Origin of the sequence: Tannockella kyphosi (genome assembly GCF_021054785.1) — a bacterium.
In the GTDB taxonomy this organism is placed as follows: Bacteria; Bacillota_I; Bacilli_A; order Erysipelotrichales; family Coprobacillaceae; genus Tannockella; species Tannockella kyphosi.
Map to the genome: position 1 here is coordinate 809,527 of NZ_CP088239.1, position 14,236 is coordinate 823,762.

The following is a 14,236-nucleotide window of genomic DNA, read 5'->3' on the forward strand; positions in this document are numbered from 1 at the left end:
TTTAATCTTCTTTTATCATACTCAAAATTTCTTTTTTTAATTCTTCAAACATATCTTCTTGTTTTACTTTACGAATAATTTCTCCTTTTTTAATTAAAAGGCCTTCATTCACTCCACCAGCAATCGCAATATCAGCATGTTTTGCTTCACCTGGACCATTTACAGCACAACCCATAATAGCAACAGTTATATCAGATTGGATAGTAGATAAGAAATCTTCCACTTTTGAAGCTAATGGAATTAGATCATACTGGATTCTTCCACAAGTAGGACAAGAAATAAAAGTAGGTACATTAGTAGTTAATTCTAATTCTTTTAGTAATGTTTTAGCAACCTTAATTTCTTCAACTGGATGATCACTTAATGATACACGAATAGTATTACCAATTCCTTCATATAAAATAGTACCAATCCCTAAACTAGACTTAATGGTTCCCCCTAAAGCTGTACCAGCTTCCGTTACACCTACATGTAATGGATAATCAAATTCTTTACTAGCAGCTATATAAGCCTTTATAGTAAGCATAGTATTTGATGATTTTAATGATATACAGGTATCATAAAAGTCTAAAGATTCTAATATTTCAACATGTTTTCTAGCACTTTCAATCATTCCTTCTACTGTTGGTTTTCCATATTTTTGTAATATCTCTTTTTCTAAAGAACCACCATTAATACCAATACGAATAGGAATTTGTTTTTCTTTACAAGCATCTACGACAGCTTTCACTTTTTCAATATTACCAATATTTCCAGGATTAATACGAATTTTATCGATACCAGATTCAATGGCTAGTAAAGCTAATTTATAATCAAAATGAATATCAGCAACTAAAGGTATGGATACTTGAGATTTGATTTCTTTAATAGCAAGAGCATCTTCTTTATCAAAACAAGCAAGACGAACTATTTGACACCCTGCTGCTGTTAGTTGTCTAATCTGTTCTACAGTTGCCACAATATCTTTGGTTTTAGTATTAGCCATTGATTGTATAACAACCGGATTATCTCCACCAATTAAAATATCACCAACTTTTATTACTCTTGTTAAATTACGTTTCATAATATCCCTCATTTCTAAATTATTATATCATGATTTCATTAACTCTTGGAAATTATTTAAAACATCTTCAAAATAACCAAAAGCATCTTTATATAAATCATCATTTAATGGATTTACATTTGCTAGCTGTAATAAATCAATAGGACTCATACTACCACCTGATTGTAAAAATTTTAAATAATTATCTCTTTGTTCTTGATCTCCACTTTGTATTCTTTTTACAATTGCTAATGCTAAAGTCATACCAATCGTATACTTATAAACATAGTAATTATAATAAAAATGAGGAACATAATAACAAGAATAAGCAGTAATAGGAGCTACTGTAATATCTTTACCAAAATAATCAACACTCATTTGTTGATACAAATCAGTAATCACTTTCGAAGAAAGTGCTTCTTTACGTAATGCTTTTAGATGTAATTCATCTTCAAAAGCAGCAAACATAGGTTGTCTAAATAATAAACCAACACAATTTTCTAACTGTTCATATAAATAATAACATTTCTCTTCCTTTGTTTTTGCTTTTTCAATCATTGTATGAATTAATAAAGTCTCATTGACTGTTGATGCTACTTCAGCAACAAAGATTCGATAACCTGAATTAGAAAAACTTTGATGACTGTTAGATAAGTAACTATGTGCACTATGACCAAGTTCATGGATTAAAGTAGATAATGAATTATAATCATGGATATAGTTCATTAAAATAAATGGTTTTGTATCATAGCTACCACTACTATAAGCACCACCTCTTTTTCCTGGAGTAGGGAAGAAGTCAATCCATCTTTCTTCTTTTGCTTTATCAATAATTTTTAGATAATTTTCTCCTAAAGGTTTTAAGGCTTCTTTTATATATTCAAAGCTTTGTTCAATTGTAAAAGTTTGATTTACTTTATCTACTAAAGGAACAGATAAATCATAATTATATATTGTATCTAATTGTAATAACTCTTTTTTCAAAGCATTATATCGATGAAATAAAGGTCGATAGGTATTGTTAGCGTGATTTAATACTTTATAAAATAATTCTGTAGGTACTTCATCATCAAAAACACTAGCCTCTAAAGCAGTAGAGAATTTTCTTTGGGTTGCAAAGAAAACATCTTTTTTCATAACACCACCTAATGTAGTAGCATAAACATTTTCAAATTTTTTATACTCTCCAAAAAACTTATGATAAGCATTTTTACGTACTTTTTGATCTTTGTTTTTTAAGAATTGTTGTAGAGTAGCACTATTTAAAGTTTCTCTTTTTCCATTTACTATTATTTTAGGGAACTCTAAACGTAGGGCATCAAATACTTGGCTACTTGATGAACTAATAGATTCTACATTGGATAATAGTTCTTCTTGTTCTTTTGATAAGATGTGTTCTTTAAAACGTAGAGTAGATTGAATTTTATAGCGATATTCTTTCATTCTATCTTCTAATAAATAACTATTAATTAATTCATCATGATCACATAGTACATTAGTTAAGAAAGATAGTTTTGTTGAAGCATCTTCAATAAAACTAATTGTACTAGCAAACATCGTTTGATAGTCTTGATTTGTTGGATTGCAATCGCATTGCATATGACAATAAGCATATAATTTATTAAGAATTCTTTCAAAATCATCTTGTTTTAGTAAAAAAGAATAGAAATGATTACTATCATTTACTATTTTATTTCCTAAATCAAGTACTTGTTCTAATAATTGTTTTGCTAATTGTAAATCATTATAAAACGAAGACTCATTTTCATAAATTGAATCTAAGTCCCAGATATAAAGTTGTTCAATTTCTTCTCTTTTCATAATTCCTCCTATTTATTGTTAAAGTATAGTCTTTATTATAAAGGATAATACATAAAAAAGCGAATAGGCTTATCTATTTTATAGAAATAATTTTAAAATAAAAAACCCTACCTTAGTCGATAGAGTTTACTAATTTAGCTAATCTTGATTTTTGTCTGTTAGCATAATTTTTATGATGAATTCCTTTAGTTACAGATGCATCTAATTTAGACGCACATTCATTGTAAGCTAAAACAGCATCTTCTTTATTACCAGCTTCTGTAGCAGCAATAACTTTTTTAACTGCAGTTTTTAATGCAGATTTGTAAGAAGCATTGTGTGCTCTTTTTGCGTTATCGTTTTTATAACGTTTAATTTGTTGTTTCATATTTGCCATGATTTTTTCACCTCACTTTATTACTTGCTTTTATATTATATAAAAAAGAGTAACTAAATGCAATCTTTTTTTTTAGTTTATAATAAATCATTTTTTGGGTAAACTAGGGATGGTGAAAAAAGATGAAAGAATACATGATTAGAAGTGATTTAGCAAATGAATCACTAGATGAATTAAAGGAAAATAAACATTATCAAAGAGAAGAAATAAATCAAGATGGCATTAATATAGAAACCTTTCATATACTACAAGAACACCCTTCTATTTCTCAAAAGAAAGGAATATATACAGAAATATCTTTTGAAGATTATCATAATTCTAGTATTTCTAAACAATTAACAAATACGATTAAGAAGTTAGTAGGTAACAATAATCCTCGTATCTTTATTGTTGGTTTAGGAAACCAATATTTAACAAGTGATGCCATTGGACCAAGAACACTGCGAGATATACGAGTCACTCATTATATGGAACAACTTCAAAGAAATGAAAACCATTATTATGATACATTGGCTTTGATTCCAGGTGTTACGATTCAAACAGGAATGGAGTCATGTGATATTATTAAATCAATTGTAGATCAAGAAAAAATAGATTTAGTTATTGTAATTGATGCACTTTGTGCAAAAGACTATAAAAAACTATGTCATGTTATTCAAGTAAATAATGTTGGAATTCATCCGGGTCATGGAATAGGTAATAAAAGAAAAGCAATTGATGAAAAAACAATCGGAGCAAAAGTAATAGCAATTGGTGTTCCTACTGTTATTTATGCAAGTAGTTTAGTTAAACAAGTTATTGATACATCTTATTGTTATTTTGGAGATCAGTTAAAACCAGAAAATATATTAAAAGTAGGACAGCGTAAAAAATATGAAGGGGAACTATCAAACCAACAAAAAGAACTTATGTTTGGTCAAATTGGAAAGTTAGAAGGAGAAAAATTAGAGAAGTTATTTCAAGAAATACTGGTTCCAATCGGACAAAATCTAGTGCTTAGTGATAAACAAATCGATGAGCAATGCGAGATTATGTCCAAAATAATTAGTGAAGCAATTAATCAATTAAGGTGCTAAAGCATCTTTTTTTGCATAGTTTATAATAGGAGGGGGGAATATGAACAAAACTAAGTTTCAAATTATGATAAAAAGTATTTTAGTTTGTTGTATTTTATATCAGTTACCGGTATTTGAAAGTGATTCCATGAGTTCTATGGAAGTAGTAACTACAACTAATGAATCGAAAGGTAGTATTTATATTTATAACACACATCAAGGAGAAGAGTATGAGGGGTTTGATGTGATGTTAGGAGCTGATTTGTTGCAAAGTAATTTACAGGCTTTAGGTTATCAATGTAATCGAGAACAAACAAGCATTGAAGACTATTTATATCTAAATTCAATGGATTATAGTCAATGTTATACTGTTTCCCAAATGTATTTAGAAGAAGAGTTAGAAGAATATGGTGAATATGATTTAATTATCGATTTTCATCGAGATGCAATTAGTAAAGAACTATCAACCATTACTTATGAAAATAAAGATTATGCAAAAATTATGTTTGTTGTAGGAAAAAGTAGTGGTAATTATGAATTGGTTAGTGAAATATCACAGTTATTATCTGATTATGCAGAAGATTTAGTGCCTGACATAAGTCGTGGTATTATGGAAAAGGAGTCTGATTATAATCAGGGAGTAAGTGAAAATATTGTGTTAATCGAAGTTGGGGCTTATCAAAATACAAAGGAAGAAGTGGAGAATACGATTGAAGTACTTACCCAAGTTATCAATCGTTATATGGAAGAAAATGAGACAACTACTAATTGATATATGTTTATTATGTTTATGCCTTTATCTAATTGTCATCACATTAGATAGCTATGCAATAGAAAATCAGATCATCGATGTCCAAATAGCACAATTTGAACAACAAATTGAATATGAAACAAATTTGATAGAATATCAAGACAATCCCTACCAAGAAAATAATATATCGATTATAATTAAAGAAATAAGTAATATTTGTATAAAAATAATAGAAACATTGATACTAATTGTTTCTAATTTAATCCATATTTTGTTATAATATTTTGGAAAGAAGGTAGATAGAATGAAAGATAAGAAAATACTATTTATGGGTACAGCAACCTTTTCAAAAGAAGTATTAGAAAAATTAATTGAAAATAATTATTCTATTATAGCTGTCGTAACACAACCTGATCGTTATGTTGGAAGAAAAAAAGAAATTAAGATGCCAGAAGTAAAAGAAGTGGCATTAGCACATAATATTCCTGTTTATCAAATGCAATCGATTAAACAAGATTACATTGAATTAGTTGAACTACAACCTGATTTAATTATTACTGCTGCTTATGGACAAATTATTCCGGAGGCATTATTAGAGAGTGCTTCGATTGGTGCTATTAATGTTCATGCATCATTATTACCAATGTATCGTGGTGGAGCACCAGTTCACCAAGCAATCATTGATGGACAAGATCAAACTGGAGTAACAATTATGTATATGGTAAAACAAATGGATGCTGGTAATATTATTTCTCAAGCAAAAATAGATATTTTAGATGAATATACAACTGGAGTATTATATGATTTACTAGCAACAGTTGGTGCTAATTTATTAATCGAAACATTACCAAGTATTATAGAAGGAACCAATGCATCGATTAGTCAAGATAGTGATAAAGTTACTTTCTCTCCCATTATTACAAGAGATAAAGAAAAAATCGATTTCAATAAAGATGCAAGAGCTGTCTTTAATCAAGTTCGTGGACTGAATCCTTGGCCTGTTGGTTATACAATTCATAAAGGAAATAGTGTTAAGTTATGGAGTGGTTTTGTTTATAGTGGTCCAAAACAATTTAATAATGCAAAAGCAGGTACAATTGTGGATATTTCTTCATTAGGTATGGTAGTAAGTACTGGGGATGGCTTTTATGTAATTGATGAATTTCAAGTAGCAGGAAAGAGAAGAATGTTTGTTAAAGATTTCTTGAATGGAAATAATTTATTTTTTGTAGGAGATGTTTTTGAATAATTTATTGAACAAATAGAGACTTTTTTATTATAAATTTGATATACTAGTTGCAAGGGAGGATTTAAAATGAAATATTTATTTTTTGATATTGATGGGACTTTGGTTGGAGAATCCAAAAAAGTCACTAAAAAAACAAGAGAAGCAATACAGTTAGCCAAAGCAAATGGTCATCATGTTTTTCTTTGTACAGGTAGAGCACCAACATCTATTAATGAAGATGTAAAAAGCGTTGGGTTTGAAGGGATTATTTCTTCAGCAGGTGGATTCGTTCAAGTTGGAGATACGTATATTTATGAAAATTTTATTAATCAATACATATTAGCAGAAGTTATGTTACTGTTTACTAATAAAAAAATATTATTTAGTTTAGAATCAAAAGATGCGCTATACCAAACACCTGGTGTGCTGGAGTTTTTCCAAAAACAAATGCATGAACGCATTCCGGAAGGAAATTTAGAATTAGCACGATTTTTAGAAGAAAGAAGAAAAGAAGAAATTCGTTTACCAATTAGTAAGTTTGATATTTTAACTACTCCTATTACTAAACTTTGTTTTATTAGTCCTGATAAATTTGCCTTTTTAGATTGTGTTAAATATTTGTCAGAGTTTTTTCATATTGTTACTTTTTCAAAACCGGAAGATAGTTTTATAAATGGGGAAATCATTTTGAAAAACTGTACAAAAGGGGATGGAATGGAACGTATTATTCATCATATTGGTGGTACTATGGAAGATACGATTGCATATGGAGATAGTTTAAATGATTATCAAATGATTGAAACTGCCAACATCGGAGTAGTATCTGTTTTATCTCCGGATAAGTTAAAATCGATAGCTAATGATTTTTTTGAAGATCCAGATAATGATGGTATTGCGAAACATTTAGAAAAGATTGGAATTATATAAAACTATCTTAGGATAGTTTTATTTCATGATGAGTAGTTTAGATATAGCCCTAGGCAACGCTATTAGAACGGCTAGAAAACGAAATTGCATGACTATTGAAATGTTGGCAAAAAGAATTAATAAGTCGAATGCTTATATTTCTAGAATAGAAAATGGCATAATTAGTATTGAATTAGATGTATTACATCAAATTAGTACTGTTATTAATGAACCAGTATTAGAATTATTAAAAAAATCAGAATATATTCCTGATCATCAAAACTATCATTATACAGTTTTAGAAAAACAATTCATTTCATTTATTGAAATGATTAATTCAAATATGCATTATAATATTGATATTTATAAAATAAGTCGTAAAGATATGGAACAGTCATTATGGTATTTAGACGGAGTAGTAGAATTACTAAATAAAAAATACCCAGGAAAGGAAGTATAACATGAATACAAAATTATTAGAGTTTATAGATGCTTCACCTTCTGCTTTTCAAGCAGTTGTTAATATTAAAAAAGAATTAAATCAGGCAGGATTTATTGAATTAAATGAACAAACAGAATGGTCTTTACAAAAGAATCAAAAATATTATGTTTCTAGAAATAGTTCTGCTTTGTTTGCTTTTTGTATACCTGAAACTTTTGATTCTATACAAATGGCAGCTAGTCATTTAGATTCTCCAACTTTTAAAATAAAAGCAAATGGAGCAATGATTGATAAAAATCAAATTCGTTTAGATGTTGAAAAATATGGTGGAATGATTTTACATACTTGGTTTGATCGTCCTTTAAGTATGGCAGGACGTATGGTTGTGAAAAATAAAAAAATGGAATCTATTTTATTTGATGATAAAAAACCATGGTTAATGATTCCTAGTGTTGCAATTCACTTGAATCGTGATGTTAACCAAGGGAAAGCAATTAATGTACAAAAAGAAATGTTACCGATTGTTGGTCAAGGAAGTGATTTTGAATTAGAGAAATACTTACAAGAAAAACATCATATCGAAGGTGAGATTTTAGCAGTAGATGCATTTTTATACAATCCAGAATCAAGCAAAGTGTGGGGTATCAATGATGAATTTCTATCAGCACCAAGAATTGATAATTTAGAGTGTACTTATGCTATCTTGGAAGCAATTAAAGAAAGTAGTTCTAAAAATGTATTGAACATGGCCTTATTCTTTGATAATGAAGAAGTTGGAAGTGGTACGAAACAAGGAGCGGATTCTAGCTTTTTAACAGATGTACTTGCCAGAATAAAAGAAGCATGTCATTTATCACAACAACAAGTTTTATCTATGATTGCTAGAGGGTTTATGATTTCAGCAGATAATGCCCATGGCTATCATCCAGGGTATGGGGAGTTATATAGTCCAAGTGATCAACCAAAAATTAATGAAGGAATTGTTGTAAAACATAATGCGAATCAAAAGTATACAAGTGATGCAATAAGTGCTGCTATTTTTTATCAGTTATGTAAAGAAGCAGGGGTGAGCCATCAAAATTATTATAATCATACAAATGCTCCAGGTGGATCTACTTTAGGTAATATCGCTAATACACATGTTTCATTAAATACTGTTGATATTGGTTTAGCACAATGGGCAATGCATTCTAGTTATGAAACTGCAGGAACAAAGGATTATCAAGATTTAGTTTCTGTTTTAACTTATTTCTATCGTCATAAAATGGAAATATGCAACGAAGACTATATGAATTTATAGTCTTTTTTTCATATTCTTTCTATTCTTGAATATAGTAGATAGAGGTGTAAAAATGAAAAAAATAATAGGCTGTTTATTAGTGATTGTTATCTTACAAGATAATATATATGGATTAGGAGATAATGCCAAAGCAATGGTTTTAATGGAAGCTAGTACCAATCAAGTATTGGAACAAAATAATCCTAGTGAGACTTTATATCCTGCATCAACAACCAAAATAATGACAATGATTTTATTATTTGAAGCCCTTAATCAAGGAGTTACTTCTTTTGATACAATGGTTTCAACAAGTGAATATGCTAGTGGAATGGGCGGAAGTCAAGTATATTTAGAAACAGGAGAACAAATGAGTGTCTATGATTTATTTAAGTCTATTGCAATAGCTAGTGCTAATGATGCGAGTGTGGTTATTGGAGAGCATTTGGGTGGAACAATTGAAAACTTTGTAGTAATGATGAATGAAAAGGCTGTTGCTTTAGGATTAGAAAATACGAACTTTACAAATGCAACTGGATTACATGATGATAACCATTATACTAGTGCTTATGATTTAGCAGTTATGGCTAGTTATTTAATTGAAATAGGTGGACAAGATTTATTGGATGTGACATCTTTATATGATAGTTATATTAGAGAAGATAATGAACAACCTTTTTGGTTAGTAAATACGAATAAATTATTAAAGACTTATAATGTAGATGGACTTAAAACAGGTTATACAAGTGAAGCAGGATATTGTTTAGTATCGACTATTGAAAAGGATGGAATGCGTTTAATTGGCGTGTTGCTAGATGAAGAATTACCAGATATAAGAAATCAAGAGATGATTGAATTATTAGAATATGGTTTTAGTCAGTATACAAAAGATACGCTTTATTCCCAAGGGGATCAAGTAGATATTTTAGAAATAGAAAATATCTCATCCAATCATATTGATGTTATTGTCAATCAAGATGTAGCTATTGTTATGAAAAAAACAGAAACCAGTACGATAGAAACAAAGATTTCTTATTATGAAGATATTGGATCTATCTTTTTAGATACACCGATTGGAGTATTAGAGATATATAAAGATGGTGTAGTAGTAGAACAAATTAATTTATATAGTAAAGAAGTAGTATTAGAAGATAATTATTTTACTAGAGTATATTATACATTTAGTCAGCTTTGGCATTAAGAGATTTCTTAGTAAATCTCTTTTTTTGTTGATAAAATTCTACTTTTGTCGAATCGGTTTTTTTTGAAAAACAGATAGTATAGAATAGCGTTAAAGGAGTGGAAAATATGGAAAATAAGTTAGAGTATCAATATCTTAATGGTGATTTAATAGTTTATTTTATAGGTGAATTAGATGGCTTAGTAACCCCAAAATATCGCTATATTTTAGATGAATTATTAAGTAATAAAAAAACGAATATTATCTTTGATTTTAAAAAGACAATATTAGTGGATAGTGCAGGAGTTGGTTTATTGATAGGTCGTTATCAACAAGTGAAGCATACAGGACATGTTTGTAGCATTCAAAATACGAGTAATGTTACGTATAAGTTGTTGGATTTATCGGGTATTTTTAAGATTATGGAGTATAGGGAGGAAGTTAAATGTTAAGGGAAATGGAAGTGAGTTTTAATGCTTTGTTAGAGAATGAACCTTTTGCTAGAACATCTGTAGCATCTTTTATTGCAAGTTTAAATCCAACAATTGATGAAATGATTGAAATTAAGACAATTGTAAGTGAGGCAGTTAGTAATGCAATTGTTCATGGGTATCGGAGTGATGCTAGTAATAAGGTTGTTATTAAAGTAAAGATAGAAGAAAAACGTTTTGTAGAGATTCAAGTACAGGATTATGGAAAAGGTATCGAAAATATTGAAAAAGCAAAAACACCTTTATATAGTACGATGCAAGAATTAGAACATGCGGGGATGGGGTTTACGATTATTGAAGCATTATCAGATAATTTAGACATAGTTTCTTCTATTGATTTAGGAACAAAACTAATTATTAAAAAAAGATTGAAAGATATGAATTTTGAATAAGGCAGAAACACTAGAACTATTACAATTAGTACAATCAGGGGATGAGAGTGCTAAAACTAAGATAGTAGAGTTAAATATAGGGTTGGTATGGTCTATTGTTCATCGTTTTAAAAATAATTATTATGATAAAGAAGATTTGTTTCAGATAGGTTGTATTGGATTAATGAAGGCGATTAATAATTTTGATTCTTCTTATCAAGTTCAATTTTCAACTTATGCAGTACCTATTATTATGGGTGAAATTAAACGTCATTTTAGAGATGATGGAAGTATCAAAGTGAGTCGTTCTTTAAAAGAATTGAATTTAAAAATAACAAAAGCAAAAGAAGTGTTTATTAATGAAAATAATTGTGATCCAACAATTACTCAATTAGCAAAGTATCTAGGAGTAGAAGACCAAGATATCGTAGAAGCTATTGATTCTTCGCATTATCCAACTAGTTTAAGTGAACCTATTTATGAAAGTGATGGAAGCTCAATTGATTTAGAAGATCGTATTGAAGATAAGAAAAATAAGTTGTGGTTTGAAAGAATTGCATTACAGATGGAAATAGCAAAACTAGATGAAAAAGAAAAACAAATTTTACATATGCGTTATAATTTAGATTATAACCAAGATAAAGTAGCAAAAGCATTATCCATATCTCAAGTCCAAGTATCTCGATTAGAAAAGAAAATCATTATGAAATTAAAAAACCGTTTTAATGAATAACAAAAAATGATATACTGTTTTAGGTGATGAAAATGGAAGAAACGAAAAAATTAGCTTTAATAGAAACAATAAAAGAGTATGCATTTATTATTATTGCAACAATTCTTTTTACTTATATATTATTATTCTTTGTACAAATATCAAAGGTATATGGAACTAGTATGTTACCAACTTATGAACAGGGTGATGTTCTTTTGTTGGATTGCTTTTTTTATAAACAGGGTGAACCAGAAGCAAATGATATTGTGGTTATTGATTATTATGATGCTAATAACGAAGAAACTTATATTATTAAAAGAGTGGTAGCAGTAGGTGGTGATCAATTAGAAATAATCGATAATCAATTATATGTAAATGGTGAATTAGTGATAGAAGACTATATTTATGAAGAGATGGATACAGAAGATATTTCTGTTTATGTCCCGGAAGGTAAAATATTTGTAATGGGTGATAACCGTAATGTTTCCTTAGATTCAAGAATGATTGGATATGTTGATTTTGAGGATGATGTTGTGGGAACTGTTCTTTTTCAAATATTTTAGCCTACGGGCTTTTTTTATAAAATAAAAATAGCCTGTAGAAACGTGTTTTTTTTAGGAAAAATGAAGATAAAATTATAGTAAAAATAATTTGACAAACGTCTCTAAAAAAATTATAATGAGAAAAATTAGATATTGTATACATTTTTTAAGGATAAAAAACCCTAAGAAAAAGCTTTTTAGAGAAGAGAACTCAAGATAGAAGTTTATTTCTAATTATTAATTTATTTAAAAGACAAGTTGCAATATTGAAAGGAAAGGGTGATTATATGGCATATAAATTCAACATAACTAGAGGAAATGCGATACTTAACTTCTCACAAGAATATTGTCAATCAAGATGCGAATTGATTGAAAGTGAATCTTTTGCGAGAGTTTTACGTGGTTTCATCAATGACTGTGTACGTAAAGAAAATACGATTTATACTTATCTAGATGAAGCAAATAAAGATGAATTAGATACAGTAGAAGACTTGCGTTTAATTTTTAAACTATTATTAGTCATGTCAGTAGAAGAAGTTACTTCTTCTTATCCAGGGTTAGCTATTTATTTTAGAGATCGTGGGGAATTTGTTAAAGTTGTCGAAGAGGTGTATTTATATTGGAGAAGACTGCAACGTTATAGCGTTGTATTTAATGAAAAAACAAGTAAAGGATATCAAAATGTTCAGTTTGCAGATGCTCAATCTAAATTTGAAGCATTAGTATTATCTGTATATCGTAGTATTGAAGAAACAGCGTTAGGATATCGTCATAACGTTTATCGTCAAGTAACTGCAGGTGTAAATGCAGGATTACGTGTTACTAACATTCGTTCTTTCTTGCCTTATGAATATCGTTGTTTAGATGATATTCCTTTCATTGAAACAGTGATTATTCATCCACCGTTTATTACTTATTCAAAACGTAATACTCGTGATGGGATTTTTCCGGAAACAAAATCAAATCCGATTGAAGATTTAAAATTCGATAGTGATCAATGGTTCTGTTATCCAGCAAAAGTGGGAGATTTATTAGCGTTTGTTTATTTCAATGTTTCATTTATGGCTCAAGGGGTTACTTTATGTAACTTATTTGAATTAGCAGATGAAGAAGAATATCGCAATCGTAAACCAGATATCTTATATGTATATGGATATGAAGATGGCAAAGGAGATCAATCATTCTACCAAGATAATGTAAATGATATGATGGTTGCTAAATTATCTTTCAGTGATGAGTTTGATTATTTTGGATATATGAAAAAAATGGTTTTAACATTACACAATGTTCGTAAAATCAATAAAAAAGAATTACCAATTCATGGTGCAATGGTAAAGATTACTTTACATTCGGGGGAAGTAAAGAATATTGCTGTCATGGGAGACAGTGGTGCTGGTAAATCAGAAACTATTGAACAAATTAAGGTTTTTGGGGAACCTTATATCCGTGATATTATTACTATTTATGACGATATGGGTTTATTGTCATATGATGAAGAAGGTAAAATTAAGTCTTCAGGGACTGAAATTGGTGCATTTGTACGTTTAGATGATTTAGATGCAGGATATAGCTTTAAAGAGTTAGACCGTTCTGTATTTATGAATCCAGATAAGATTAATGCTCGTATTGTTATCCCTATTGCAGACTATAAAGATGTAGTAGCAAAACATGATGTTGATTTCTTCTTATATGCTAACAATTATGATGAAGGTGGAGAAGCTTTAAGTTTCTTTGATAATAAAGAAGATGCGTTAAAAGTATTCCGTGCTGGAGCTCGTATGGCTAAAGGAACAACTACTGAAAATGGATTAGTAGAAAGTTATTTCGCAAATCCTTTTGGACCAGTTCAAAGAAAAGAACAAACAGAACCTATTTTAGAAGATTATTTTGATCAAATGTTTAAACAAGGTGTTCAAGTTGGTCAATTAAGAACTCGTCTAGGTTTAAAAGGTTTTGAACATAAAGGACCGAAAGAAGCAGCTATTGAAATTATTAAATATATTACAGGTGAAGATGAATTAAAATTAGATATCACTAAATAAA

The 14,236-nt window shown here is 29.0% G+C and carries 16 protein-coding genes; 13 read left to right on the top strand and 3 right to left on the bottom strand.

From position 1 onward, the window contains the following. Window position 1: 1 nt before the first annotated feature. The 3 genes from ispG to rpsT form a co-directional block, all read right to left on the bottom strand. The gene (gene ispG / locus LRR82_RS04170) at window positions 2-1,063 is read right to left on the bottom strand and encodes a flavodoxin-dependent (E)-4-hydroxy-3-methylbut-2-enyl-diphosphate synthase (protein ID WP_249030270.1); all 1,062 of its coding nucleotides are present in this window, start codon (window positions 1,061-1,063) and stop codon (window positions 2-4) included. Window positions 1,064-1,090: 27 nt separating this feature from the next. Then, window positions 1,091-2,863: an oligoendopeptidase F gene (gene pepF, locus LRR82_RS04175; RefSeq protein ID WP_249030271.1), complete on the bottom strand. Its 1,773-nt coding sequence runs from the start codon at window positions 2,861-2,863 to the stop codon at window positions 1,091-1,093. Window positions 2,864-2,975: 112 nt separating this feature from the next. After that, window positions 2,976-3,239, bottom strand: a complete 264-nt coding sequence (rpsT, locus tag LRR82_RS04180) for a 30S ribosomal protein S20 (protein ID WP_249030272.1) — start codon at window positions 3,237-3,239, stop codon at window positions 2,976-2,978. A 122-nt stretch (window positions 3,240-3,361) separates the two neighbouring features. Here rpsT and gpr point away from each other — a divergent pair, with 122 nt between their 5' ends. The 13 genes from gpr (at window position 3,362) to LRR82_RS04245 (ending at window position 14,235) form a co-directional block, all read left to right on the top strand. Then, the gene (gene gpr, locus LRR82_RS04185; RefSeq protein ID WP_249030273.1) at window positions 3,362-4,315 is read left to right on the top strand and encodes a GPR endopeptidase; all 954 of its coding nucleotides are present in this window, start codon (window positions 3,362-3,364) and stop codon (window positions 4,313-4,315) included. 40 nt (window positions 4,316-4,355) lie between these two features. After that, window positions 4,356-5,066, top strand: coding sequence for a stage II sporulation protein P (locus LRR82_RS04190; RefSeq protein WP_249030274.1), 711 nt, complete (start codon window positions 4,356-4,358; stop codon window positions 5,064-5,066). Further along, the gene (locus tag LRR82_RS04195; protein ID WP_249030275.1) at window positions 5,047-5,325 is read left to right on the top strand and encodes a hypothetical protein; all 279 of its coding nucleotides are present in this window, start codon (window positions 5,047-5,049) and stop codon (window positions 5,323-5,325) included. Before LRR82_RS04190 ends, LRR82_RS04195 begins: the two co-directional genes overlap by 20 nt. 24 nt (window positions 5,326-5,349) lie before the next feature. Next, complete coding sequence (fmt, locus tag LRR82_RS04200) at window positions 5,350-6,294, top strand: methionyl-tRNA formyltransferase (protein ID WP_249030276.1); 945 nt, start codon at window positions 5,350-5,352, stop codon at window positions 6,292-6,294. A gap of 66 nt (window positions 6,295-6,360) precedes the next feature. Then, complete coding sequence (locus tag LRR82_RS04205) at window positions 6,361-7,200, top strand: Cof-type HAD-IIB family hydrolase (RefSeq protein ID WP_249030277.1); 840 nt, start codon at window positions 6,361-6,363, stop codon at window positions 7,198-7,200. 25 nt (window positions 7,201-7,225) lie between these two features. Next, window positions 7,226-7,639, top strand: a complete 414-nt coding sequence (locus LRR82_RS04210; RefSeq protein WP_249030278.1) for a helix-turn-helix domain-containing protein — start codon at window positions 7,226-7,228, stop codon at window positions 7,637-7,639. Between the two features lies 1 nt (window position 7,640). Then, window positions 7,641-8,921, top strand: a complete 1,281-nt coding sequence (locus LRR82_RS04215) for a M18 family aminopeptidase (protein WP_249030279.1) — start codon at window positions 7,641-7,643, stop codon at window positions 8,919-8,921. Window positions 8,922-8,973: 52 nt separating this feature from the next. Next, complete coding sequence (locus LRR82_RS04220) at window positions 8,974-10,098, top strand: D-alanyl-D-alanine carboxypeptidase family protein (RefSeq protein WP_249030280.1); 1,125 nt, start codon at window positions 8,974-8,976, stop codon at window positions 10,096-10,098. Between the two features lie 107 nt (window positions 10,099-10,205). Continuing rightward, complete coding sequence (locus LRR82_RS04225; RefSeq protein ID WP_249030281.1) at window positions 10,206-10,529, top strand: anti-sigma factor antagonist; 324 nt, start codon at window positions 10,206-10,208, stop codon at window positions 10,527-10,529. Continuing rightward, on the top strand, window positions 10,523-10,960 hold the full coding sequence (gene spoIIAB / locus LRR82_RS04230; protein WP_249030282.1) for an anti-sigma F factor: 438 nt from the start codon (window positions 10,523-10,525) through the stop codon (window positions 10,958-10,960). Before LRR82_RS04225 ends, spoIIAB begins: the two co-directional genes overlap by 7 nt. Further along, entirely contained in the window at window positions 10,953-11,672 is a 720-nt protein-coding gene (locus LRR82_RS04235) for a SigB/SigF/SigG family RNA polymerase sigma factor (RefSeq protein WP_249030283.1), read from the top strand. Before spoIIAB ends, LRR82_RS04235 begins: the two co-directional genes overlap by 8 nt. Before the next feature lie 32 nt (window positions 11,673-11,704). Next, entirely contained in the window at window positions 11,705-12,214 is a 510-nt protein-coding gene (lepB, locus tag LRR82_RS04240; protein ID WP_249030284.1) for a signal peptidase I, read from the top strand. A 266-nt stretch (window positions 12,215-12,480) separates the two neighbouring features. Further along, on the top strand, window positions 12,481-14,235 hold the full coding sequence (locus LRR82_RS04245) for a phosphoenolpyruvate carboxykinase (protein ID WP_249030285.1): 1,755 nt from the start codon (window positions 12,481-12,483) through the stop codon (window positions 14,233-14,235). Window position 14,236: the final 1 nt, after the last annotated feature.

Bases quoted from the DNA above. Each gene is read 5' to 3' on its own strand.
- ispG (WP_249030270.1), bottom strand. From the start codon at position 1,063: ATGAAACGTAATTTAACAAGAGTAATAAAAGTTGGTGATATTTTAATT.
- pepF (WP_249030271.1), bottom strand. From the start codon at position 2,863: ATGAAAAGAGAAGAAATTGAACAACTTTATATCTGGGACTTAGATTCA.
- rpsT (WP_249030272.1), bottom strand. From the start codon at position 3,239: ATGGCAAATATGAAACAACAAATTAAACGTTATAAAAACGATAACGCA.
- gpr (WP_249030273.1), top strand. From the start codon at position 3,362: ATGAAAGAATACATGATTAGAAGTGATTTAGCAAATGAATCACTAGAT.
- LRR82_RS04190 (WP_249030274.1), top strand. From the start codon at position 4,356: ATGAACAAAACTAAGTTTCAAATTATGATAAAAAGTATTTTAGTTTGT.
- LRR82_RS04195 (WP_249030275.1), top strand. From the start codon at position 5,047: ATGAGACAACTACTAATTGATATATGTTTATTATGTTTATGCCTTTAT.
- fmt (WP_249030276.1), top strand. From the start codon at position 5,350: ATGAAAGATAAGAAAATACTATTTATGGGTACAGCAACCTTTTCAAAA.
- LRR82_RS04205 (WP_249030277.1), top strand. From the start codon at position 6,361: ATGAAATATTTATTTTTTGATATTGATGGGACTTTGGTTGGAGAATCC.
- LRR82_RS04210 (WP_249030278.1), top strand. From the start codon at position 7,226: ATGATGAGTAGTTTAGATATAGCCCTAGGCAACGCTATTAGAACGGCT.
- LRR82_RS04215 (WP_249030279.1), top strand. From the start codon at position 7,641: ATGAATACAAAATTATTAGAGTTTATAGATGCTTCACCTTCTGCTTTT.
- LRR82_RS04220 (WP_249030280.1), top strand. From the start codon at position 8,974: ATGAAAAAAATAATAGGCTGTTTATTAGTGATTGTTATCTTACAAGAT.
- LRR82_RS04225 (WP_249030281.1), top strand. From the start codon at position 10,206: ATGGAAAATAAGTTAGAGTATCAATATCTTAATGGTGATTTAATAGTT.
- spoIIAB (WP_249030282.1), top strand. From the start codon at position 10,523: ATGTTAAGGGAAATGGAAGTGAGTTTTAATGCTTTGTTAGAGAATGAA.
- lepB (WP_249030284.1), top strand. From the start codon at position 11,705: ATGGAAGAAACGAAAAAATTAGCTTTAATAGAAACAATAAAAGAGTAT.
- LRR82_RS04245 (WP_249030285.1), top strand. From the start codon at position 12,481: ATGGCATATAAATTCAACATAACTAGAGGAAATGCGATACTTAACTTC.